This is a genomic window from Sphingomonas sp. 10B4, from assembly GCF_035019905.1.
Classification (GTDB): Bacteria; Pseudomonadota; Alphaproteobacteria; order Sphingomonadales; family Sphingomonadaceae; genus Sphingomonas; species Sphingomonas glacialis.
Genome location: NZ_JASJVC010000037.1, coordinates 11,883 through 34,778, shown reverse-complemented (window position 1 = coordinate 34,778; position 22,896 = coordinate 11,883). Strand labels below are relative to the sequence as shown.

Below are 22,896 nucleotides of genomic sequence, written 5' to 3'. Positions count from 1 at the left end.
CGGATCATGTTGGAACATGAATCGCTTCCGGACCACAACGCAACCTCTTTTCCGGCTCCTCAATGAGTCAGGCTATAGCTTGGTTAGTCTGCTACACTATACCGGAAATATCGAGCTCCAGGCGCCGCTCGTCCAACACAAGCCGTTCATCGAGCAATTGCAAGTCAATGGCGGCTTCCGCCTGTCGAAGTACAATACCAATCCCGACAAATTCACGACGTGGAAGCTCGAGGGCCTCTATTCACCGGTCCGCGACATCGTGCTGCGCGCCTCGTTCAACAAGGCGCAGCGCGCGCCGACGGTGACCGAGACGTATCAGGCGACCAACATCAACTTCAGCAAGCAGGGCGGCTCGCAAAACGATTTCTGCGCGCCCGTCCCGCGCCTGATCGCCGACCCGGCGCGTCCCGGCCAGACGATCACCACCACCGCGCCGCTCGCGTCGCAGGCGGTGTGCCGCGCGACTGGCCTGTCCGACGCGCTGTATGGCAGCGCGCTGCTGCTGTGCCCGGACAATCAGTGCACGGTCCGGTCGGGCGGCTTCACCGCCAGTCCCGAGACCGCCTACACCCAGACCTATGGCATCATCCTCAAGCCAAGCTTCGTTCCTGGCCTGGTGCTGTCGGTCGATCGCTATCGGATCAAGATCAACAACTCGCTCGGCTATAACGACGACAGCTATTACACCGATGGCTGCATGCGGTCGAACGGCGATCCGTTCTTCTGTTCGGGGATCGTCCGCGCCGCCAATGGCACCTTGTACGCCACCGCCAACACCAACCCGACCAGCGGCTTCATTCGCGCGGGCACGACCAATTATTACTTCTCGATCTCGCGCGGCTATGATTTCCAGGGGCAGTACGGCGTGCGCTTGGGCTCGGTCGGCAAGCTCGACATGAGCTTCAACGGCTCGCTCACCACCTTTGCCGGCGGCCAGGATTCGCCGCTCCAGCCGCAGCGCAACTGCGCGGGCTATTATGGCAATGGCTGCAGCCAGCTGCTGCCGAAGTGGAGCCACGGGCTGCGCACGACGTACACGACGCCCAACGGTGTGTTCAACGCCTCGTTCAACTGGCGCTATGTGGGTTCGTTGACGAGTGCCAACAATTCGGGCGATCCTGCAATCGGCGGCACGCCCGACCGCGCGCAGACGACCTTCTATCGGATCGCTCCAATCAGCTATTTCGATCTCGCGCTGACCTTCAACATCGCCAAGCGCTACAGCCTGCGTCTCATCTCGAACAACCTGCTCGACAAATCGGCGCCGATCCTGCCGAATTCGTACGACATCAGCCTCGCGCGCAGCAACACCATCCCGGCGCGCTACGACAGCCTGGGCCGCAACATCGCGATCGGCTTCACCGCCAACTTCTGACGATCGGTGTAGGGGCGTGCAAACGCCCCTACACTTCGTCCGCATCGATCGCGTGGACGGCAGTCTGTCAGGACACCGAACCTCGTACTTCATCGAGCGTATCCGCTCGTCGTGCCGATCGCCGCAAGTCGCTACCCGCCTGCGCGCTTGATCCACCCACGCCATTCGCGCGACGGAGCGACCTCGCATCGTTGCCGACAATCGCGTAGCGTCCTCCGCTCAACGAGGGGACGCACCAGATGACATCGCACCGCCTGATCGCCTTGCTTGCGGGCCTTGCCCTCGCCGCGCCTGCCGTCGCGCACAGCGAAACGCCGCCAGTCGTGCAGACCGACACGGGCAGCGTTCGCGGAGCCCTCACCGAGGGCGTCGCCAGCTGGAAGGGCATTCCCTTTGCCGCACCGCCGATCGGCGCGTTGCGCTGGCGCGCACCGCAACCCGTATCGCCGTGGACAGGCGTTCGCGACGCGACCGCCTATGCGCACGACTGCATGCAGCTGCCCTTCCCCAGCGACGCCGCCCCGCTCGGCACGCAGCCGGCCGAGGACTGCCTCTACGCCAATGTCTGGAAACCCGCCGCGGCGGCTGCGAAACTGCCGGTGATCGTGTGGATCTATGGCGGCGGGTTCGTCAATGGCGGGGCCTCGCCGCCGACCTATGCCGGCGCGGCGCTCGCGCGGCAGGGGGTCGTCTTCGTCAGCTTCAACTACCGCGTCGGGCGGTTCGGCACCTTCGCTCTGCCGCAGCTGACCAAGGCCAATGCCGACGGCGGACGGCTCGGCAATTACGGCATCATGGACCAGATCGCGGCGCTGCAATGGGTGCAGCGCAACGTCGCGCGCTTCGGCGGCGATCCGACGAACGTCACGATCATCGGCGAAAGCGCCGGCGGCCGCTCAGTCCATGCGCTGGTGACGTCGCCGCTGGCGTCCGGCCTGTTCGCCAAGGCGATCGTGATGTCGGGTGGTGACGCCGCCGTCGAGCCCGGCAAGCCGCTCGCGACTGCCGAGCAGATCGGCATGACCTTCGCCAAGACGCACGGCATCGACCCCGCCGCACCCGACGCACTCGCCAAATTGCGCGCGTTGAGCGCCGACCAAGTCACCGATGGGCTCAGCTTGATCGAGCTGTTCCAACCCAAGCCCGGGCCGGCCACGTATGGCGGCCCCTTCACCGACGGAACCGTGGTGGTCGATACGCGGCAGGCCTATACGACCGGCCGCTTCGCCAAGGTGCCGATATTGATCGGCGCGACGAGCGCCGACATGGGCGGCAAGACCGGAGGGATGATTGCCGGCGCGCGCGATATTTCGGCAATGCTCGCCGAGGCAGGCGTGCCGGTCTGGGGGTATCGCTTCAGCTATGTCGCCACCTCGATCGGCAAGCCCGGCGCCCAGCACGCGACCGATATTCCGTTCTTCCTCGATACCGCCGCAATCAAATATGGTGCTGCGACGACCCCCGCGGACGTCGCGGTCGCAAAGGCGATCAGCCGCGCGATCGTCACCTTCGCCAGGACCGGCACGCCCAACGGCGCGGGCCTTCCCGTCTGGCCGCGCTACACACGTGCGAACGACATGATCATGGATTTCGGCGCAGACGGCAAAGCCGACGCGCATCGCGATCCCTGGGGTGCGGAGATCGACGCAGGGCGTGCTGCTGCGGCAGCGCCGGCGAAATAAGCGCGCGGGTCAGGCGGCGAGCGCGGTATCCTGGACATACACCGTGTTTCGCCCCGCCTGCTTCGCGCGGTACAGCAGCAAGTCCGCGGCGGCGATCGCGTCGAGCGCCCGGGTCCGCTGCGTCAGCACGATCCCTGCAGAAAAGCTGATCGGAGCAAGCGCTTCGCCCGATTCCCGGATCCGGAACGCGCGCTTCTGCAGCGCCTGGTTTGCGGTCGCGACGATCGCGTGCGCCTCATCGAGCGTGACGCCGTCCATCAGGATGACGAATTCCTCCCCACCCCAGCGCGATACGACGTGCGGTGCGCAGCTGCGCGCAATCGACTCGGCAACCGCCTTGATCACGCGATCGCCGACGGGATGCCCGTGGCGATCGTTGATCGCCTTGAACCGGTCGATATCGCAAATCGCCAAGGCGAGCGGCGCATCGCCCGGCCCCTTGGTGAGTTCGGCGGCGAACCCACGCCGATTGGCGAGCCCGGTCAGCGAGTCGCGCAGCGCATCGTTCTGCGCGGCGGCGACCTCGGCATGCAAGGCGTCGATCTCCTTCAGCGCCGCGACGAGGTTGCGCTCGGCATCGCTCGACCGCGCGATCATCGTCGAGATCGTCCGCGCGATCGGCAGCGATTCGACCTCGATCTGGTCGAGCTCTGCTGTGAGATCGCGCCCGAACTGCCCGGTGACCGACACTGCATCGGAGGCCAGGTCGTGGAGCTGAAGCGTCTGGTGACGCAACCGTGCGCCGGTCCTGGTTTCGGCCTCGGGCGCGGCCTCTGGCGAAGCTCGCTGCGTTCGTACCAAGGCGTGATAGGCGCCGAGGATATAATCGGCCTGGTCCTGCCGCAGCTTTGCACCGGACGTCAGGACGCCGTCGACCGAGCGGGCGGCAAGACTCTCGGGATCGGTGCAATAGAGGAACCCCAGTTCGTAATTCCCCGGAGTCGGATCGAGCGACTGATCGTCAAGAAATGCAAGGACACTCGCAGCGATCTCCTTGAACGGCGTGCCGCTCTCAGAACCGTCCATCGCCCCCTGTTGCGTCCGCCCGAACTTCATGACCTGCCCCGTTTCCCGCAGCCATGGTACCGACAGCGGGTTAATAACGGATGCAGAACGATGTGAAAATCGTCGCCGCGGCGGTCCCTTTATTCGACGCCGTTCCACGTGCCGAACACGTCGAGCATTTGCGGCGTGAGCCAGCCGAAATGGAAGTTGAGCATGTAGAGCGACCACAGGATCGTCGCGAGGATCGTCACGCGCTTGGCGATCCGACCGGGGTTGAATTCGTGCGGCGCGCTTTCGGCCTGGCCGGGGATGCGCTCGACGCCGGCTTCATCACTGGTCTTCACGCCGAACGGCAGCACGAAGAACACCGAAAAGGCCCAGAACAGGAAGTAGATCGCCAGCGCCGAAGTCCACCGCATTGGTCTTGATCCCGTCCCGAGCCCGATAGGTTCGCCCCTCCCGATCAAGGGAAGGGCAGCGGCGTTGTCTTACGCCTCGATCAGCAGCACGTCGACGTTCGGCTTCTTGCCGGTCCAGCGCGTCGCGACCTTGCGCGTGGCGAGGCGGATCTGCTCGCGCAGCTTGTCACGGTCGCGCCCGCCCTGCTTGGTCGCCGCGATCACCGCGCTGACGGTTTCCTCGAGGAACGGCTCGCGGTCTTCCTCGACCGGGATGCCCTGGATGCGGACTTGCGGCGTGCCGATCAGCCCACGCGACCCGATCGCGACCGCGACCGAGATCTGCCCGTTGAGCGCGAGCTTGCGGCGCTCGTTGATCGTCTGGCCATCACCCGGCAAGATCACGTCGCCGTCGAGCACGAGCCGGCCGACCGGCGCATTGCCGATCTTGGTCGGCGCACCCGGCGCGAGCCGCACGATGTCGCCATTGGTCTGCACCAGCGCGCGCGGAATGCTCTCGGACAGGCCGAAGCGCGCATGCTCCATCAGATGGCGCATTTCGCCGTGCACCGGCATCAGGATCTCGGGCTTCATCCAGCGGTACATCTGGAGCAGCTCGGGGCGACCCGGATGGCCCGACACATGGACATGCGCCTGGCGGTCGGTGATCATGATCACGCCCTTGGCGGCGAGCTGGTTCTGGATGCGACCGATCGCAACTTCGTTACCGGGGATCTGCTTCGACGAGAAGACGACGGTGTCTCCGCTCGCCAGCGCGATCGGGTGCTGGCCATTGGCGACGCGCGCGAGCGCGGCGCGTTCCTCGCCCTGCCCGCCCGTCGCGACGACGAGCACCTTGTCGCGCGGCAGCCGCATCGCGGCCTCGGCGTCGATCGTCTCGGGGAAGTCCTTGAGATAGCCCGTCGCACGCGCAACCTTGAGGATCCGGTCGAGCGAGCGGCCCTGGACGCAGAGCGAGCGACCCGTCTCGATCGCAACCTTGCCCAGCGTGTGGAGACGCGCGGCGTTCGACGCGAACGACGTGACCATCACGCGGCCCTTGGCCTTACTGATCACGTCCATCAGCCCCGAGAACACGTCGCTCTCCGAGCCCGAAGCCTCGTTGTTGAAGATGTTGGTCGAGTCGCAGACCAGCGCCAGGATACCGTCCTCGCCGATCGCGGCGAGTTCGGCCGGGCTCGACGGATGGCCGATGACGGGCGCCGCATCGAGCTTCCAGTCGCCGGTGTGGAAGATCCGGCCGTAGGGCGTGTCGATCAGCAACGCGCTCGCCTCGGGAATCGAGTGCGACATCGGCACGAAGGTCACGCCGAACGGCCCGAGGTCGAACGGCGCATTGGGCTGGATCACGCGCAGCTTGACGCGGTTGGCGTTGCCCTCTTCCTCGAGCTTGCCGCGGATCAGGCCAGCCGTGAACGGCGTCGCGTAGAGCGGCACACCGAGGTCCTCGGCGAGATACGGCAGCGCGCCGATATGGTCTTCATGACCATGCGTCAGCACGATGCCGACCAGATCGTCGAGGCGCTCCTCGATGAACTGCAGGTCGGGCAGGATCACGTCGATGCCGGGATATTGCGGATCGGCGAAGGTGATGCCGCAATCGACCATCAGCCACTTGCCTTCGCAGCCGTAGAGATTGACGTTCATGCCGATTTCGCCCGACCCGCCAAGGGCCAGGAAGAGAAGCTCGTTCTTTGGTTTCGTCACGTAGAATCGGTACTTTCATTTCGGCCGCGCCAAGCGCGTGCCTTCGGGTTTGCGCCTGTTAAGCGCGGAATTTCGTAAGAGTTGGGGAAGCGGGGCTCCGAAACGCGGCGCACACTCGCTGACTCTAGGCCTCTATATGGGCGCGATCCCACAGAATCGCCAGCCCCTGAATTGTCAGGTCGGGTTCGACCACGTCGAACATGCTGGTGTGCTGCTCGAACAGGATCGCGAGACCACCCGTCGCGACGACCTTGATCGGCCGCCCGACCTCGGCCTTCATCCGCGCGACGAGCCCCTCGATCATCGCCACATAGCCCCAGAAGATGCCGATCTGCATCTGGCTGACGGTATCGCGGCCGATCACGCTGCTGGTCGCGGGCGCCTCGATCGCGATGCGCGGTAGCTTGGCCGCGGCAGTGACGAGCGCGTCGAGCGACAGATTGATCCCCGGCGCGATGATCCCGCCTTTGTACGCGCCGGTATAATCGACGACGTCGAGCGTGGTGGCGGTGCCGAAATCGATCACGATCAGGTCGCCGGGGTGACGCGCGTGCGCCGCGATCATCGTGACGGCGCGATCGGCGCCGACGCTCTTGGGCTCGAGCACGTCGAGCGCCATACCCCATTCGACCGGCGGTTCGCCCGCGACGAGCGGCTCGGTGTTGAAATATTTCCGCGCGAGCGTCTGCAGGTTGTGGAGCGCGCGCGGGACGACGGTCGCGATGATCACGCCGCTCACCGACTGGCGGTCATAGCCTTCGAGGTTGAGCAACTGGTGGAGCCACACGGCATATTCGTCGGCGGTGCGGCGCGGATCGGTCGCGATCCGCCAGCGCGCCTTGATCGCGCCGCCTTCGAGCAAGGCGAAGACGATGTTGGTGTTGCCGGCATCGATCGCGAGCAGCATGGGATGAGCCTTGTCCGAACGGATGGGAAGCTAAAGCAGGAACACGTCGCCGGCGTGAATGACACGGCTGTCGCCATCCGCCAAGCGCAGGATGAGCGCGCCGTCTCCGTCGAGCCCGCCGAACAGCCCGTCGATCGCCTGGCCGTCAGGCAGCCGCGCGGTAAGCGCGGTGCCGACCGGGTGCGCGCGCTCGAGCCAGCGCGCGCGGATCGGGGCGAGCCCCTGCCCGCGCCAGATCGCGACCCAACGCGCGAAGCCCTCGGCGAGCGTTTCGGCGAAGTCGGCGGGGTCTGGGGTTACGCCGTGATCGGAAAGGCTGGTGGCCAGCCGATCGGTATCGTCAGGGTGATGCGCGAGATTGATGCCGATCCCGACGATCACCGCGTCACCGGAGCGTTCGAGCAGAATGCCGGAGAGCTTCGCACCGTTCAGAAGCAAGTCGTTAGGCCACTTGATCCACATCGTCGCCCCGGCGCAGGCCGGGGCCGCTGGCGCATCGCGCGCACCGGCCGGTGCATGTCCTAACGCAGCGCCCCCGGCCTCCGCCGGGGCGACGGTATCGGTCAGATAGACGCGAACCACCTCTTCCAAGGCAATCGCAGCAACCAAAGCCAGCGTAGCCGCCGCCGGATCCCCAGCGTGCACCCGCACCACCGTCGACCCGTAGAAATTCCCGACCGGCGAGGCCCACACGCGCCCCTGCCGCCCGCGCCCGCCACTCTGCCGCTCGGCCCGCAGCCACACCCCCTCCTCGGCGCCCGAGGCGGCGAGGAGGAGCATATCGGCGTTGGTAGACCCCGTCTCGGCGACGGTGCGGATCATCGCCGTCAGAACAGCGCCTTCGCCGCGAACATCGTCGCCACGCCGAGCGGCGCGAGCAGCAGCCAGCCGATCGGCGACACGAACACCGCCGACACCGCGATTACCGCGCTCTCGATCGGCGTCGCGCGGCCCGAATAGGCCTCGGCAGGTTCATCGAAGTACATCACCTTGATGACGCGCAGATAATAGTACGCACCGATCACCGAGGCGACGAAGCCGACCACGGCCAGCGGATAGAGCCCCGCATTCACGGCTGCTGTAAACACCGCCAGCTTGGCGTTGAAGCCCAGCAACGGCGGGATACCCGCGAGCGAGAACATGAAGATCGCCATCGCCAGCGCCAGTCCCGGCCGCGCGCGGGACAGGCCAGCCAAGCTCGCCAGCGTCTCGACCGGCTGGCCCTCGGCATCCTTCATCTGCAGGACGACGACGAAGCTGCCGAGCGTCATCACGACATAGACGGTGAGGTAGAACAGCACCGACGCGACGCCCTCCTGCGTGCCGGCGGCAAGGCCGACGAGCAGGAAGCCGACATTGTTGATCGACGAGTAGGCCAGCAGTCGCTTGACGTTGGTCTGGCCGATCGCCGCGACCGCGCCGAAGATGATCGACGCGAGCGACGCGAAGATCACGATCTGGCGCCACTGGTCGGTCGCCGGGCCCATCGCCTCGATCGCGACGCGCACCGCGAGCGCGACCGCCGCAACCTTCGGCGCCGACGCGAAGAAGGTCGTGACAGGGGTCGGCGCGCCTTCATATACGTCGGGCGTCCACATGTGGAACGGCACCGCGCTCATCTTGAAGGCGAGGCCGGCGAACACGAACACCAGGCCGAAGGTCAGGCCGAGCGAATGGCCCGCGCCATACGCCGTCGCGATCGACGAGAAGAGCGTCGTGCCGCTGAAGCCGTACACGAGGCTGATCCCGTAGAGCAGGATGCCGCTCGCCAGCGCGCCGAGCACGAAATACTTGAGGCCCGCTTCAGCCGAACGCGTATCGCGCCGCATGAAGCTCGCCAGCACGTACGCCGCAAGGCTCTGCAGCTCGAGACCGACATAGAGCGTCAGCAGATCGCCCGCCGACACCATCATGCCCATGCCCGCTGCGGAGAGCAGGATCAGCACCGGATATTCGGGACGCAGATCGTCACCGCGCCCCTGCGCGAAGAAGCGCGGCGCGATCAGGATCGCAACCGCCGAGGCAACGTAGATCAGCACCTTGGCGTAAGCCGCAAAGGCATCGGCGCGGTACAGCCCTTCGAACGCAGCACCACCCTTGGACGCAGGCCCCAGCAACGCCAGCCCGGCGCCGATCAGCACCGCGACCGAGGCCCACGACACCAGCCGCGTCGAGCCCTGCCCGCCCCAGGCGGACACCAGCATCAGCGCGATCGCACCTACCGCGAGCACCAGCTCGGGCAGCGTCATCAACAGCGAAGCGTTCATGGCCGTGCCTCCGCATGTGCCGCGGGTGTGGCCGGAGCCTTGCCCGGCGTCGGCAGCGAGTCACCCTTGGGCGTCGCGCGTGCGATCCGTGCCTCGAGCGTCGCGACATCGCTGCGCATCGGGGCGAGGAAGCTTTCCGGATAGACGCCCATCCACAGAGCGACCGCAGCGATCGGCGCCAGCAACGCCATTTCGCGCAAGCTGATGTCCTTCATCGCACGAACGTCGTCATGAACGATCTCGCCGAATACGACACGGCGGTAGAGGTAGAGCATGTAGGCGGCACCCAGGATGATGCCCGTCGTGCAGAGCAAGGTGGCAGTAGTGGAGACGCGGTAGGTCCCGGCGAGCGAGAGGAACTCGCCGACGAAGCCGCTCGTCCCCGGCAGGCCGATCGAGGCCATCGTGAAGAACAGGAACAGCAGCGCATACCGCGGCATGTTGATCGCCAGGCCGCCATAGCGCGAGATCTCGCGGGTATGGAGCCGGTCGTAGATTACGCCGACGCACAGGAACAAAGCCGCCGAGACGAGGCCATGCGACAGCATGACGATCATCGCGCCCTCGATGCCCTGCCGGTTGAAGGCGAACAGGCCGATCGTCACGATCGCCATGTGCGCGACCGACGAATAGGCGATCAGCTTCTTCATGTCGGACTGCACCAGCGCGACGAGCGAGGTGTAGATCACCGCGACGGCCGACAAAGCAAGGATCAGCCAGGTCAGCTGTGCCGAGGCTTCGGGGAACATCGGCAGCGAGAAGCGCAGGAAGCCGTATCCGCCGAGCTTCAGCAGCACGCCCGCCAGGATCACCGACCCTGCGGTCGGCGCCTGCACGTGCGCGTCGGGAAGCCAGGTGTGGAACGGCCACATCGGCATCTTCACCGCAAACGAGGCGAAGAAGGCGAGCCACAGCCACGTCTGCACCTGCACCGGGAAATCGGTGTTGAGCAAAGTCGGGATGTCCGAGGTGCCGGCAAAATTCACCATCCACAGCATCGCGACGAGCATCAGCAGCGAGCCGAGCAACGTGTAGAGGAAGAATTTGTACGACGCGTAGATCCGGTTCGCGCCGCCCCAGATGCCGATGATCAGGTACATCGGGATCAGGCCGGCTTCGAAGAAGATGTAGAACAGGAACAGGTCCTGCGCCGCGAAGGTGCCGATCATCAGCACTTCGGTGATGAGGAACGCCGCCATATATTCCTGGACGCGCTTCTCGATCGCGACCCAGCTCGCGCCGATGCAGATCGGCATCAGGAAGACGCTGAGCATGACCAGCAGCAGCGCGAAGCCGTCGAGGCCGAGCTTCCAGCTGAACACGCCGAGGCTGCCGGCATTCTCGACGAACTGCCACTGTGGACCGCCGATGTCGAAGCTCGCCCACAGGCCGATCCCGAGCACGAAATCGATCAGCGTCGCGATCAGCGCGATCCAGCGTGCGCCCTGCGCACTGACGAAGAGGCACGCAACCGCCGCAAGAGCGGGGATGGCGAGCATCACGGAGAGGATGGGGAAACCGGTCATTATATCCCCGTCACCCCGGCGAAGGCCGGGGTCGCTGCGTTGGTGTGTCCGGCGTCAGCCCCGTTCGGCTGGCCGGCCCCGGCCTGCGGGCACCCCAAAAAGTAATACTTTTTGGGGTGCCCCGGCGCCGGGGCGACGATGTTGAGGCGCGCGCTCATCGCGTGATCGCCCAGGTGACGGCGCCGGTCAGACCGAGCAGCATGACAAAGGCATAAGTGTAGACATATCCAGTTTGCAGCTTTCCAGCGACGCGCGAGCCTTGCGACACGACCCAAGCCGAGCCGTTGGGGCCGAGCCGATCGATCGTCTGCTCGTCACCGCGGTGCCAGAAGAAGCGGCCGATGGCAAAAGCGGGTTTGACGAGGAGCAGATTGTAGAGCTCGTCGAAATACCATTTGTTGAGCAGGAAGTCGTAGACCGGGGCATAGGTCTCGGCGAGCTTCCGCGGCGCGTGCGGCGAGCGGATGTAGAAGATGTAGGCGCCGAGCAACCCGGTCAGCATCGCGATCGACGCCGACAGTTTCACACCGAGCGGCACTTCGTGCATCGCGTGCATCAGATGCTCGCGGAACGCGATCGCGCCGTGCCAATATTCATCGCCCGCGCTCGGCTCGATGAAATAGCCGTGGAACACGAAGCCCGCAGCGATGGCACCGATCGACAGGATGATCAGCGGCAGCAGAATCGGGAACGGGCTCTCGTGTGGATGATAGCCGCCCGTGCCATCGCCATGCGTGGTGAACACCGGATGCGCCTGGACGACGTGCCCGTGGCCATGGCCATGATCGTGAGCATGCGGCTCACTGCCCTGCCCTTCCTCGGCGGCTTCGCCGTGGTGCGCATGCGCGGCAGTCGTACCTTGGTCGTCATGGCCGTGGCCATGCGCATCGTGGATGGCATGCTGGATATGCTCGGACTGCTCCCAGCGCGGCTTGCCCCAGAAGGTCAGGAACATCAGGCGCCACGAGTAGAAGCTCGTCAGCAGCGCGACGATGATCCCGACGATCGACGCGCCATGCTGGCCCGAAGCCCAGGCCGCCTCGATGATCGCATCCTTCGAATGGAAGCCCGCAAAACCGATCGCGAGCGGGTTGCCGAACACGGCGGGAATGCCGACGCCGGTGATCGCCAGCGTGCCCATCATCATTCCCCAGAAGGTGATCGGGATCGATTTCCGCAGGCCGCCATAATAGCGCATGTCCTGCTCGTGATGCATCGAATGGATCACCGAACCCGCACCGAGGAACAGCAACGCCTTGAAGAAAGCGTGCGTGAAGAGGTGGAACATCGCGGCGCCATACGCGCCACAGCCAGCGGCGAAGAACATGTAGCCGAGCTGCGAGCATGTCGAATAAGCGATCACGCGCTTGATGTCGGTCTGCACCAGCCCGACCGTCGCCGCGAACAGGCAGGTCGCGGCACCCACCGTCATCACGACGGTCAGCGCGAACGGCGAGGTCTCGAACATCGGCGACAGGCGGCACACCATGAACACGCCCGCGGTGACCATCGTCGCCGCGTGGATCAGCGCCGACACCGGGGTCGGGCCTTCCATCGCGTCGGGCAGCCAGGTGTGGAGCCCGAGCTGCGCCGACTTGCCCATCGCGCCGACGAACAGCAGCAGGCAGAGCACCGTCATCGTATCGAAGCGGCCGCCGAAGAAGCCGATCGTCGACCCGGCCATCCCGGGCGCAAGCCGCAGGATCTCGGGAATCGAGACGGTGTTGAACACCAGATAGGTGCCGAAGATGCCGAGCATGAAGCCGAGATCGCCGACGCGGTTGACGACGAACGCCTTGATCGCGGCAGCGTTGGCGCTCGGCTTGCGGAACCAGAAACCGATCAGGAGGTAGGATGCGAGACCCACGCCTTCCCAGCCGAAGAACATCTGGACCAGGTTGTCGGCGGTCACCAGCATCAGCATCGCGAAGGTGAACAGCGACAGATACGCGAAGAAGCGCGGCTGGTCGGGATCCTCCTCCATATAGCCCCAGCTATACAGATGGACGAGCGCCGACACCGACGTGACGACAACGAGCATCACCGCGGTCAGCGCATCGACGCGCAGCGACCAGTCGATCCGCATATCGCCCGAATGGATCCAGTCGAGCACCGGCGTGACCGTCGCTTCGCCACCACCGAGGTAATGGATGAAGATCGGCCAGCTCAGCGCGCATGACGCGAACAGTGCGCCGGTCGTCACGACCTTTGGCAGGATCGCGCCGAAGCTCTTGTTCGCGAAGCCCGCGACGATCGCCGCGAGCAGCGGCAGGAAGACGATGAAGAGGATCACGAAATTTACCCCTGCATCCGGTTGGCGTCGTCGACCGAGATCGTCCCGCGGCTACGGAAATAGATGACGAGAATGGCGAGCCCGATCGCGGCCTCACCCGCCGCGACGGTCAGCACGAACATCGCGAACACCTGGCCGACGAGATCGTGGAGATACCCCGAGAAGGCGACGAAGTTGAGGTTTACCGCGAGCAGGATCAGCTCGACCGCCATCAGCATGACGATGAGGTTCTTGCGGTTGGCGATGATGCCGAGCACGCCAAGCGCGAACAGGATCGCGCCGACCACGAGATAATGGCCGAGACCAATCACAGCTCAATTCCCTTGCCGACGGTAGGTTGCGTGTTGCGCGTGGCATCCTGCGGACGCCGTGCGTTCTGGCGGCTGACATTCTGCGCGCGCGCACCCTTGCGCTCGCGGTGCGTCAGCACGATCGCGCCGATCATCGCGACAAGCAGCACGAGACCCGCGCCCTCGAACACGAACAGATAGCGCGTGTAGAGCAGCATCCCGAGCGCCTCGATGTTGGGCAGCGTGTCGGGCGTCGGCGCGGCGCGGCGCGCGAGCTCGATCTTGCCGGCGCTCCAGGCACCGAACGCGACCATGATCTCGGCGGCGAGACCGACCGCGAACACCGCGCCGATCGCTGCATATTTGGCGAACCCGGCGCGCAGCTCAGCAAAGTCGATGTTGAGCATCATCACGACGAACAGGAACAGCACCGCGACCGCGCCGACGTAGACGATGACGAGCAGCATCGCGATGAACTCGGCGCCGACTAGGACCATGAGGCCGGCAGCGTTGAAGAAGGCCAGGATCAGCCACAGCACGGCGTGCACCGGATTGCGCGCGGTGATGGTCAGCGCGGCGGACGCGATGACCAGACCAGCGAACAGGTAAAAGGCGATTGCTTGGATCACGGAATCAGTGGGCCCCTCTAAGTCGCGTGGCGCTTAACGGTACGGTGCATCGGCGGCAAGGTTCGCCGCGATGGCGCTTTCCCAGCGGTCGCCGTTGGCGAGCAGTTTCGCCTTGTCGTAGATCAGCTCTTCGCGCGTTTCGGTCGCGTATTCGAAGTTCGGGCCTTCGACGACGGCGTCGACCGGGCAGGCTTCCTGGCACAGGCCGCAGAAGATGCACTTGGTCATGTCGATGTCGTAGCGCGTCGTGCGGCGGCTGCCGTCGTCGCGCGGTTCGGCCTCGATCGTGATCGCCTGCGCCGGGCACACCGCCTCGCACAGCTTGCACGCGATGCAGCGTTCCTCGCCGTTCGGATAGCGCCGCAGCACGTGCTCGCCACGGAAGCGCGGCGAGATCGGATTCTTTTCGAACGGATAGTTGATCGTCGCCTTGGCCTTGAAGAAATATTTCAAGGTCAGCGTGTGCGCCTTGAGAAATTCCCAGAGCGTGTACGACTTGATGATCTGCCCGATGTTCACGAGCGCTTCTCCGTCTGGTTCGCGGACGCGGTCTGGCACACGCCATCGGTAGGATAGCGCTGACGACCATCGTCATAGAGATATTGCTTGGAATAGACCCGGTCCTGCGGCGCACACTCGGTGCCGACGCGGGTCAGCATCAGCACGCCCGAGACGAGGAACACCCAGAACAGCGACAGCGGAAGGAAAATCTTCCAGCCCAGCCGCATCAGCTGGTCGTAGCGATAGCGCGGCACGGTCGCCTTCACCCAGCTGAACAGGAAGAAGAACACCAGCATCTTGAGGAAGAGCCAGAGGATCCCCGGCACCATGTACAGGATCGGGATGTCGAGCGGCGGCAGATAGCCACCCCAGAACAGCGTCGCGTTGAGCGTGCACATCAGGATGACGTTGGCATATTCGCCAAGCCAGTAGAGCGCGAACGACATCGACGAATATTCGGTCTGGTAGCCGGCGACGAGCTCGCTCTCCGCCTCGGTCAAATCGAACGGCGCACGCTGCGTCTCGGCGAGCGACGAGATGAAGAACACCACCGCCATCGGGAACAGCAACGGGTTGATGAAGAAGCCGTTGATCAGGCCGAAGCCCATGCCCTTCTGCGCCTGGACGATATTCGTCAGGTTGAAGCTGCCGGTCCACAGCACGATCGAGATCAGCACGAAGCCGATCGCGACTTCATACGATACCATCTGCGCCGCGGCGCGGATCGCCGAGTAGAACGGATATTTCGAGTTGGACGACCAGCCGGCGAGGATGATGCCGTACACGCCGAGCGACGAGGCCGCGAGCACGTAGAGCAGGCCGACATTGATGTCGGCGATCGCGGCGCGCGCATCGAACGGCACCACCGCCCACACGATCAGTGCCACCGTGAAGGTGATGATCGGCGCGAGCAGGAAGAGCACCTTGTTCGACGCGGACGGGATGATGGTTTCCTGCAGGAACACCTTCAGACCGTCGGCAAATGACTGGAGCAGGCCGAACGGCCCGACGACGTTGGGGCCGCGGCGCAGCGCCATCGACGCCCAGATCTTGCGATCGGCATAGATGATCATCGCGACCGACAGCATCAGCGGCAGCGCGACGAGCAGGATGTCCATCAGCGTGGCGGCGAACCACGCCCAGCCATAGTCCCAGCCGAAACGATAGGTGAAGAAGGAGGTCATTCCGCTGCCTCCGCATAGTCGACACCGTGGACGAGTTCTGACGAGCAGCGCTGCATCGTCGGGCTCGCGCGGCAGATCGCGTTGGTCAAGTAGAAGTCCTGGATCGGATAGCCGGTGATCTCGCCAGTCACGCTCGCGTCGAGCGCGGGTGGTGCCCAGTCGAAGCTGGCGAGGCCGAGCGTCGCGAGCGAAGGCGTATCGGAGCCCATGTTGGCGCGCAGTTCCTCGATCGTGTCGAATGGCAGCGTCTTGTCGAGCACAGCCGAGAGCGCGCGCAGGATCGTCCAGTCGTCACGCGCGTCGCCCGGGGGGAACACAGCCCGCTCGCCGCGCTGAACGCGACCTTCGAGATTGACGTAGGTGCCCGACTTCTCGGCATAGCTCGCGCCCGGCAGGATCACGTCGGCCGCCGCCGCGCCCTTGTCGCCGTGATGGCCGACATAGACCTTGAAGCTGCCAGCGAATTTGCTGAAATCGACTTCGTCCGCGCCGAGGAAGAAAACGAGCTTAGGCGCCGCCGCGACGAGATCGGCGATGCCGCCCTTCTGCGCGAAGCCGAGCATCAGTCCGCCCATCCGGCTCGCCGCCATATGAACGACGTTGAAGCCGTTCCACGCATCCTTGACGAGGCCAAGCGGCGAAACCAGCGCGAGCGCGGCGCCGAGCGCCTTGAGCCCTGCCCCACCGACGATCACCATCGGACGCTCTGCCGAAGCAAATGCCTCGGTGACAGCTTCCGGCAGATTGCCGAGCAGCGCCAGATCGGCGCCGAGCCATTCGACCTTGTAGGTCAGCTCGGTTTCCGGCCCGATCGCGAAGACCTTCGCGCCCTTCTTGATCGCCTTGCGGATCCGCGTGTTCACCAGCGGCGCTTCCCAGCGCAGATTGCTGCCGACGAGCAGGATCACGTCGGCCTTTTCGGTGCCGGCGATCGTCGTGTTGAAATTGACCGCGGCGAGGCTCGACGTGTCGTAATCCATGCCGGTCTGGCGGCCTTCGAGCAGGGTCGACCCCATGCTCGCGAGCAGCGCCTTGGCGGCATACATCGTCTCGGCGTCGACCAGGTCACCCGCAACGGCAGCTACGCTAGACCCCGCGTCGATTGCGGCGATGGCAGCGAACGCCTCGTCCCACGTCGCCTTGGTCAGGCGGCCGTCCTTGCGGATGTACGGCGTGTCGAGGCGCTTGCGCACCAGGCCGTCGACGGCGTGGCGAGTCTTGTCGCTCGCCCACTCCTCGTTCACGTCCTCGTTGATCCGCGGCACGGCGCGCAGCACCTGGCGACCGCGGCTGTCGAGCCGGATGTTGGTGCCGACCGCGTCCATCACGTCGATCGTCAGCGTCTTCTTGAGCTCCCACGGACGCGCCTCGAAAGCGTAGGGCTTCGAGGTCAGCGCGCCGACCGGGCAGAGATCGACGACATTGCCCGAAAGCTCGCTCGTGACCGCGCCCTCGAGGTACGACACGATCTGCATGTCCTCGCCGCGACCGATCGCGCCGATTTCCTCGACGCCGGCGACTTCCTCGGCAAAGCGGATGCAGCGCGTGCACTGGATGCAGCGCGTCATCACCGTCTTGACGATCGGCCCCATATATTTCTCGGTGACCGCGCGCTTGTTCTCGTCATAGCGCGAGTGGCCGCGACCATAAGCGAGGCTCTGGTCCTGCAGGTCGCATTCGCCACCCTGATCGCAGATCGGGCAATCGAGCGGATGGTTGATGAGCAGGAACTCCATCACCCCTTCACGCGCCTGCTTGACCATCGGCGAGTTGGTGAAGATCTCCTGCTTGTCCGCCGCCGGCAGCGCGCACGACGCCTGCGGCTTGGGGGGGCCGGGCTTCACTTCGACGAGGCACATCCGGCAATTGCCGGCGATGCTCAGGCGCTCGTGATAGCAGAAGCGCGGGATTTCCTTGCCGGCGATCTCGCACGCCTGGAGCACGGTCGCGCCCGCTGGCACTTCGACTTCGACGCCATCGACTTTGACAATAGGCATTATTCAGCCGCTTCCATCATCGGCGAGAGACCACCACCGCGCTTTTCCGTAATCCGCCGCTCCATCTCGGGGCGGAAGTGCTTGATCAGACCCTGGATCGGCCACGCCGCAGCATCGCCGAGCGCACAGATCGTGTGGCCTTCGACCTGCTTGGTCACCTGATACAGCGTGTCGATCTCGGAGATGTCGGCGTCGCCGGTGCGCATCCGCTCCATCACGCGCCACATCCAGCCGGTGCCCTCGCGGCACGGCGTGCACTGGCCGCAGCTCTCATGCTTGTAGAAGTACGAGAGGCGGCTGATCGCGCGGACGATGTCGGTCGACTTGTCCATCACGATGATCGCCGCGGTGCCGAGCCCCGAGCCGACCTTCTTGAGGCCGTCGAAGTCCATCGGGCAGTCCATGATCTCGGCCGCTGGCACCAACGGCACCGAAGAACCACCGGGGATCACTGCGAGGAGGTTGTCCCAGCCGCCGCGAATCCCGCCGCAATGCGTCTCGATCAACTCGCGGAAGGTGATCGACATCGCCTCTTCGACGACGCACGGCTTGTTCACATGGCCGCTGATCTGGAACAGCTTGGTGCCGCGGTTGTTCTCCGCGCCGAAGCTGGCGAACCACTCCGGCGAGCGGCGCAGGATCGTCGGAACGACCGCGATCGACTCGACGTTGTTGACCGTCGTCGGGCAGCCGTAGAGCCCCGCCCCTGCCGGGAACGGCGGCTTAAGCCGCGGCTGGCCCTTCTTGCCCTCGAGACTCTCGAGCATCGCCGTCTCTTCGCCGCAGATGTATGCGCCGGCGCCGCGATGGCAGAACACGTCGAAATCGTAGCCCGACCCGCAAGCATTCTTGCCGATCAAGCCCTTGTCATACGCCTCGGCAATCGCCGCGAAGAGCACTTCGGCCTCGCGGATATATTCGCCGCGGATGTAGATGTACGCCGCGCGCGCGCGCATCGCGAAGCCCGCGATCAGCGCGCCCTCGATCAGCTTGTGCGGATCGTGGCGGATGATCTCGCGATCCTTGCACGAGCCCGGCTCGGACTCGTCCGCATTGATCACCAGGAAGTTCGGGCGATCGGCCTTCGGCTCCTTGGGCATGAACGACCATTTGGTGCCGGTCGGGAAGCCAGCGCCGCCACGGCCACGAAGGCCCGATGCCTTGACCGCGTCGATCAGCGCATCCTGCCCGAGCGCCATAAGGCCCTTGGTGTTGTCCCAATCACCACGCTTTATCGCGGCGTCGATGTTCCACGGCTGGAAACCGTAGACGTTGGTGAAAATGCGATCCTTGTCGGCGAGCATCAGGCCCACTCCTCGCGATAATCGTGGTTTTCATCGACCATTGCGGTGAGCGAGGTCGGCCCGCCCGCCGGGCAGCTGTCGCGACGCCCAGTCTGCGAGCCCGGTGTCACCGTCCCGCCCGTGGCGAGTGCCTCGAGGATCGCCGTGGTCTTGTCGTAATCCAGGTCTTCGAAATTGTCGTCGTTGATCTGGACCATCGGCGCGTTGGCGCACGCGCCCAGGCACTCGACCTCGGTGAGCGTGAACATGCCGTCGGGCGTCGTGCGCCCCTTGATCAGACCCTTGTTCTTGCATGCCGAGAGCACGTCGTCGCTGCCGCCGAGCAGGCACGGCGTCGTGCCGCAGACTTGGACGTGATAGCGGCCGACCGGCGCCATGTTGAACATCGTGTAGAAGCTGACGACTTCGTAGACGCGCATGTACGGCACGCCAATCTGGCGCGCGACGAACTCGATCACCGGAACCGGCAGCCAGCCTTGCGTCTGCGTCTCGGCGCCGACCTGGCGCTGCGCGAGATCGAGCAGCGGAAGCGACGCCGATTGCTCGCGACCTTTGGGATAGCGACCGAGGATCTCGTTCGCTTTCTTCTGGTTTTCTTCGGTCCAGGCGAACGCGCCCCAGCGGGCGCGGGTCTCGGCTTCGTCGGGGATCTTGGGGGCTTCAGCCATTAGCGGTCACATTCACCAAAAACGATGTCCATCGCACCGAGGATCGCGGTCGTGTCGGCGAGCATGTGGCCCTTCGACATGAAGTCCATCGCCTGCAGATGCGAGAAGGCGGTCGGGCGGATCTTGCAGCGATACGGCTTGTTGGTGCCGTCGGCGACGAGATACACGCCGAACTCGCCCTTGGGGCTTTCGGTCGCGACATAGACGTCGCCGGCCGGCACGTGGAAGCCCTCGGTGTAGAGCTTGAAGTGGTGGATCAGCGCCTCCATCGAGCGCTTCATCTCGGCGCGCTTGGGCGGGACGACCTTGCGGTCGAGCGACGCGATCGGCCCCTCTGGCATCTCGTTGAGGCACTGCTTCATGATCCGCGCCGACTGGCGGACTTCCTCGACGCGCACCATGAACCGGTCATAGCAATCGCCGCGCGTGCCGACCGGCACGTCGAAGTCCATCCGGTCGTAAACGTCGTACGGCTGCGACTTGCGCAGATCCCAGGCGATGCCCGAGCCGCGGATCATCGGACCCGAGAAGCCCCACTTGATCGCATCGTCACGGCTGACCGTCGCGATATCGACGTTGCGCTGCTTGAAGATGCGGTTGTCGGCGACGAGCGAGATCGCATCCTCGAACAGCCGCGGCAGGCGCGTGTCGAGCCAGTCGGCGATGTCGGTCAGCAGCTTGAGCGGCGCATCCTGGTGGACGCCGCCCGGACGGAAGTACGCGCTATGCATGCGTGCGCCCGAGACGCGCTCGAAGAAGTTCATGCAGTCTTCGCGGATCTCGAACAGCCACAGGTTCGGCGTCATCGCGCCGACGTCCATGACGTGGCTACCGAGGTTGAGCATGTGGTTCGAAATGCGCGTCAGTTCGGCGAACAGCACGCGCAGATATTGCGCGCGAAGCGGCACTTCGAGATCGAGCAATTTCTCGACCGCGAGCACATAGCTATGCTCCATGCACAGCGGAGAGCAGTAATCGAGGCGATCGAAATACGGCAGCGCCTGCATGTAGGTCTTGTACTCGATCAGCTTCTCGGTGCCGCGGTGCAGCAGGCCGACATGCGGATCGACGCGCTCGATGATCTCGCCGTCGAGCTCCATCACCAGGCGCAACACGCCGTGCGCCGCGGGATGCTGCGGACCGAAGTTGATCGTGTAGTTCTGAATCTCGACGTCGCCGACCTCGGGGTCTTCGCCGTCGAAACGCTTTTCGAGCTGGTCGAGATACTCTGTCACTGGTTCTGCCCCTTGGGGGAGGGAACGACGTCGGGATCGGCGGGCTTCTCGCCGGCACCCGGACCGGGCTTGCCGGCGCCCGATTGCGCGGTGCTTTCGGTCGTCTTCGGGTCGCTCGGCGCGGCCTTGGCAGACACGTTGGCGTCGGCCTTGACGATCTCGTCGGCCTTGAGCGGCGTCGGCGCGCCCTTCTCTTCGGGAAGCTTAGCCTTCTCGTCGCCCGGAAGGACGTATTCGGCACCTTCCCACGGGCTCATGAAGTCGAACGTGCGGAAATCCTGCGCAAGCTGGACGGGCTCATACACGACGCGCTTGGCCTCTTCCGAATAGCGCAGTTCGACATAGCCGCTGAGCGGGAAGTCCTTGCGCTGCGGATGACCGCGAAAGCCGTAGTCGGTGAGGATGCGCCGCAGATCGGCATTGCCCGAGAAGAGCACGCCGTACATGTCGTACACTTCGCGCTCGAGCCAGCCGGCGACCGGCCAGATGCCCGTCACCGATGGCACCGGCTTCTCGTCATCGGTCTGCACATGCACGCGGATGCGATGATTGCGCGTCAACGAGAGCAGGCAATAGACCACTTCGAAGCGATCGACCCCGCGATCGGGATAATCGACGCCGGCGATCTCCATCAGCTGCTGATATTCGAGGCCGGGCGTATCGCGCAGCGCGACCATCGTCTCGACCAGCGAGGCGCGATCGACGTGGAGCGCGACTTCGCCAACGGCGTCGAGCGAGTGCAGCAGACGGCCACCGAGCGCTGCCGAGGCCGCATCGATCACGCCATCATTGGCGACATAGGCGGGTGCAGGCGCCCTCACCGTTCGATCGTCCCGACGCGGCGGATCTTCCGCTGGAGCTGCATGATGCCGTAGAGCAGCGCCTCGGCGGTCGGCGGGCAGCCCGGCACGTAGATGTCGACCGGAACGATCCGGTCGCAGCCACGAACGACCGAGTAGCTATAGTGGTAATAGCCGCCGCCATTGGCGCACGACCCCATCGAGATGACGTATTTCGGCTCCGACATCTGGTCGTAGACCTTGCGCAGCGCCGGGGCCATCTTGTTGCAAAGCGTGCCGGCGACGATCATCACGTCCGACTGGCGCGGCGACGCGCGCGGCGCGGCGCCGAAGCGCTCGAGATCGTAGCGTGGCATGTTGACGTGGATCATCTCGACCGCGCAGCAGGCGAGGCCGAAGGTCATCCACCACAGCGAGCCAGTGCGCGCCCAGTGGAACAGGTCTTCCGTCGAGGTGACGAGGAAACCCTTGTCGCCGAGTTCGCCATTCAGATCGTTGAAGAACGCCTGATCGGGCTGGATGATGTCGCTGCCGCTGGGCTGCCGGAGCAGCTCGACGGGGCCCGAGTGACCGGGCAGGCTTGGTGCTACTCCCATTCGAGCGCTCCCTTCTTCCATGCATAGACGAGGCCGAGCGCGAGTTCGACGATGAACAGCATCATCGAGCCCCAGGCGACCCAACCGAGTTTGAAGACCGATACGGCCCAGGGATAGAGAAACGCCGCTTCCAGATCGAAGATGATGAACAGGATGGCGACGAGGTAGAAGCGCACGTCGAACTGGCTGCGCGGATCCTCGAATGCGGGGAAGCCGCACTCATATTCGCTGAGCTTCTCGGCAGTAGGCTTGTGCGCGCCGGTAAAGCGTGCCGCCAGAATCGGCAGGAACACGAAGGCGCTCGACAGCACCAGGGCTACGCCCAGGAACAGCAGAATCGGGAGATATTGCGACAGGTCGAGCATGATCAGCCTTGGGTGCTTCTCGCATGTGCGAACGGATGCCCGGGGCTTTAGGACGATGCCCCGGAGCGAGCAAGGCTTAGAGGCGTGAGAATGAATCGCAACAAGCCCGGCGAAGCGTCGTGCTTGACGTACAATCGCGATGCGTC

21 protein-coding genes are annotated in these 22,896 nt (G+C 64.8%); 2 read left to right on the top strand and 19 right to left on the bottom strand.

All coding sequences use genetic code 11. The annotated features are described in order from the left end of the window. Positions 1–79: 79 nt before the first annotated feature. A complete protein-coding gene (locus tag QN347_RS12245) occupies positions 80–1,375 on the top strand; it encodes a TonB-dependent receptor domain-containing protein (RefSeq protein ID WP_322162914.1) in 1,296 nt (431 codons plus the stop codon). A 239-nt stretch (positions 1,376–1,614) separates the two neighbouring features. Further along, positions 1,615–3,057 (top strand): carboxylesterase/lipase family protein, encoded by a 1,443-nt coding sequence (locus QN347_RS12240; protein WP_322162913.1) that lies wholly within the window; start codon positions 1,615–1,617, stop codon positions 3,055–3,057. A gap of 9 nt (positions 3,058–3,066) precedes the next feature. On the opposite strand, the gene QN347_RS12235 is transcribed toward QN347_RS12240, so the two are convergent. The 19 genes from QN347_RS12235 to ndhC form a co-directional block, all read right to left on the bottom strand. After that, positions 3,067–4,113: a GGDEF domain-containing protein gene (locus QN347_RS12235; RefSeq protein ID WP_322162912.1), complete on the bottom strand. Its 1,047-nt coding sequence runs from the start codon at positions 4,111–4,113 to the stop codon at positions 3,067–3,069. An 89-nt stretch (positions 4,114–4,202) separates the two neighbouring features. Further along, positions 4,203–4,481, bottom strand: coding sequence for a DUF1467 family protein (locus tag QN347_RS12230; RefSeq protein ID WP_133189345.1), 279 nt, complete (start codon positions 4,479–4,481; stop codon positions 4,203–4,205). A gap of 69 nt (positions 4,482–4,550) precedes the next feature. Further along, a complete protein-coding gene (locus QN347_RS12225) occupies positions 4,551–6,188 on the bottom strand; it encodes a ribonuclease J (protein WP_133189348.1) in 1,638 nt (545 codons plus the stop codon). Between the two features lie 124 nt (positions 6,189–6,312). Further along, a complete protein-coding gene (locus QN347_RS12220; RefSeq protein ID WP_133189351.1) occupies positions 6,313–7,095 on the bottom strand; it encodes a type III pantothenate kinase in 783 nt (260 codons plus the stop codon). Between the two features lie 30 nt (positions 7,096–7,125). Beyond that, on the bottom strand, positions 7,126–7,917 hold the full coding sequence (locus QN347_RS12215; protein WP_322162910.1) for a biotin--[acetyl-CoA-carboxylase] ligase: 792 nt from the start codon (positions 7,915–7,917) through the stop codon (positions 7,126–7,128). A gap of 5 nt (positions 7,918–7,922) precedes the next feature. Continuing rightward, positions 7,923–9,362, bottom strand: a complete 1,440-nt coding sequence (gene nuoN, locus QN347_RS12210) for an NADH-quinone oxidoreductase subunit NuoN (RefSeq protein WP_322162909.1) — start codon at positions 9,360–9,362, stop codon at positions 7,923–7,925. After that, positions 9,359–10,888, bottom strand: coding sequence for an NADH-quinone oxidoreductase subunit M (locus QN347_RS12205; protein WP_189675233.1), 1,530 nt, complete (start codon positions 10,886–10,888; stop codon positions 9,359–9,361). The genes nuoN and QN347_RS12205 overlap by 4 nt, the downstream gene beginning before the upstream one ends. Positions 10,889–11,042: 154 nt before the next feature. Next, the gene (gene nuoL / locus QN347_RS12200) at positions 11,043–13,181 is read right to left on the bottom strand and encodes an NADH-quinone oxidoreductase subunit L (RefSeq protein WP_322162906.1); all 2,139 of its coding nucleotides are present in this window, start codon (positions 13,179–13,181) and stop codon (positions 11,043–11,045) included. Between the two features lie 5 nt (positions 13,182–13,186). Next, positions 13,187–13,492: an NADH-quinone oxidoreductase subunit NuoK gene (gene nuoK / locus QN347_RS12195; RefSeq protein WP_010187224.1), complete on the bottom strand. Its 306-nt coding sequence runs from the start codon at positions 13,490–13,492 to the stop codon at positions 13,187–13,189. Then, positions 13,489–14,100, bottom strand: a complete 612-nt coding sequence (locus tag QN347_RS12190) for an NADH-quinone oxidoreductase subunit J (protein ID WP_133189363.1) — start codon at positions 14,098–14,100, stop codon at positions 13,489–13,491. The genes nuoK and QN347_RS12190 overlap by 4 nt, the downstream gene beginning before the upstream one ends. A gap of 33 nt (positions 14,101–14,133) precedes the next feature. Continuing rightward, positions 14,134–14,619 (bottom strand): NADH-quinone oxidoreductase subunit NuoI, encoded by a 486-nt coding sequence (gene nuoI / locus QN347_RS12185; protein ID WP_133189365.1) that lies wholly within the window; start codon positions 14,617–14,619, stop codon positions 14,134–14,136. Beyond that, on the bottom strand, positions 14,616–15,785 hold the full coding sequence (gene nuoH / locus QN347_RS12180; RefSeq protein WP_322162903.1) for an NADH-quinone oxidoreductase subunit NuoH: 1,170 nt from the start codon (positions 15,783–15,785) through the stop codon (positions 14,616–14,618). The genes nuoI and nuoH overlap by 4 nt, the downstream gene beginning before the upstream one ends. After that, entirely contained in the window at positions 15,782–17,782 is a 2,001-nt protein-coding gene (gene nuoG / locus QN347_RS12175; RefSeq protein ID WP_322162902.1) for an NADH-quinone oxidoreductase subunit NuoG, read from the bottom strand. Before nuoG ends, nuoH begins: the two co-directional genes overlap by 4 nt. Then, the gene (gene nuoF, locus QN347_RS12170) at positions 17,782–19,086 is read right to left on the bottom strand and encodes an NADH-quinone oxidoreductase subunit NuoF (RefSeq protein ID WP_189675237.1); all 1,305 of its coding nucleotides are present in this window, start codon (positions 19,084–19,086) and stop codon (positions 17,782–17,784) included. The genes nuoG and nuoF overlap by 1 nt, the downstream gene beginning before the upstream one ends. Beyond that, positions 19,086–19,754 carry a complex I 24 kDa subunit family protein gene (locus tag QN347_RS12165; protein ID WP_189675238.1) on the bottom strand — a complete coding sequence of 223 codons (669 nt, stop codon included), beginning with the start codon at positions 19,752–19,754 and terminating at the stop codon, positions 19,086–19,088. The genes nuoF and QN347_RS12165 overlap by 1 nt, the downstream gene beginning before the upstream one ends. Continuing rightward, a complete protein-coding gene (locus QN347_RS12160; RefSeq protein ID WP_133189376.1) occupies positions 19,754–20,989 on the bottom strand; it encodes an NADH-quinone oxidoreductase subunit D in 1,236 nt (411 codons plus the stop codon). Before QN347_RS12160 ends, QN347_RS12165 begins: the two co-directional genes overlap by 1 nt. Then, the gene (locus tag QN347_RS12155; RefSeq protein WP_322162899.1) at positions 20,986–21,810 is read right to left on the bottom strand and encodes an NADH-quinone oxidoreductase subunit C; all 825 of its coding nucleotides are present in this window, start codon (positions 21,808–21,810) and stop codon (positions 20,986–20,988) included. Before QN347_RS12155 ends, QN347_RS12160 begins: the two co-directional genes overlap by 4 nt. Then, positions 21,807–22,385 carry a NuoB/complex I 20 kDa subunit family protein gene (locus tag QN347_RS12150; protein WP_229839220.1) on the bottom strand — a complete coding sequence of 193 codons (579 nt, stop codon included), beginning with the start codon at positions 22,383–22,385 and terminating at the stop codon, positions 21,807–21,809. The genes QN347_RS12155 and QN347_RS12150 overlap by 4 nt, the downstream gene beginning before the upstream one ends. After that, entirely contained in the window at positions 22,376–22,750 is a 375-nt protein-coding gene (gene ndhC / locus QN347_RS12145) for an NADH-quinone oxidoreductase subunit A (protein WP_133189380.1), read from the bottom strand. Before ndhC ends, QN347_RS12150 begins: the two co-directional genes overlap by 10 nt. Positions 22,751–22,896: the final 146 nt, after the last annotated feature.

Excerpts from the sequence above, each read along its gene's own strand:
- nuoG (WP_322162902.1), bottom strand. The coding sequence starts at position 17,782 with ATGCCTATTGTCAAAGTCGATGGCGTCGAAGTCGAAGTGCCAGCGGGC.
- QN347_RS12220 (WP_133189351.1), bottom strand. The coding sequence starts at position 7,095 with ATGCTGCTCGCGATCGATGCCGGCAACACCAACATCGTCTTCGCCTTG.
- QN347_RS12165 (WP_189675238.1), bottom strand. The coding sequence starts at position 19,754 with ATGGCTGAAGCCCCCAAGATCCCCGACGAAGCCGAGACCCGCGCCCGC.
- QN347_RS12150 (WP_229839220.1), bottom strand. The coding sequence starts at position 22,385 with ATGGGAGTAGCACCAAGCCTGCCCGGTCACTCGGGCCCCGTCGAGCTG.
- nuoN (WP_322162909.1), bottom strand. The coding sequence starts at position 9,362 with ATGAACGCTTCGCTGTTGATGACGCTGCCCGAGCTGGTGCTCGCGGTA.
- QN347_RS12215 (WP_322162910.1), bottom strand. The coding sequence starts at position 7,917 with ATGATCCGCACCGTCGCCGAGACGGGGTCTACCAACGCCGATATGCTC.
- nuoF (WP_189675237.1), bottom strand. The coding sequence starts at position 19,086 with ATGCTCGCCGACAAGGATCGCATTTTCACCAACGTCTACGGTTTCCAG.
- ndhC (WP_133189380.1), bottom strand. The coding sequence starts at position 22,750 with ATGCTCGACCTGTCGCAATATCTCCCGATTCTGCTGTTCCTGGGCGTA.
- QN347_RS12235 (WP_322162912.1), bottom strand. The coding sequence starts at position 4,113 with ATGAAGTTCGGGCGGACGCAACAGGGGGCGATGGACGGTTCTGAGAGC.
- QN347_RS12240 (WP_322162913.1), top strand. The coding sequence starts at position 1,615 with ATGACATCGCACCGCCTGATCGCCTTGCTTGCGGGCCTTGCCCTCGCC.
- QN347_RS12205 (WP_189675233.1), bottom strand. The coding sequence starts at position 10,888 with ATGACCGGTTTCCCCATCCTCTCCGTGATGCTCGCCATCCCCGCTCTT.
- QN347_RS12230 (WP_133189345.1), bottom strand. The coding sequence starts at position 4,481 with ATGCGGTGGACTTCGGCGCTGGCGATCTACTTCCTGTTCTGGGCCTTT.
- nuoH (WP_322162903.1), bottom strand. The coding sequence starts at position 15,785 with ATGACCTCCTTCTTCACCTATCGTTTCGGCTGGGACTATGGCTGGGCG.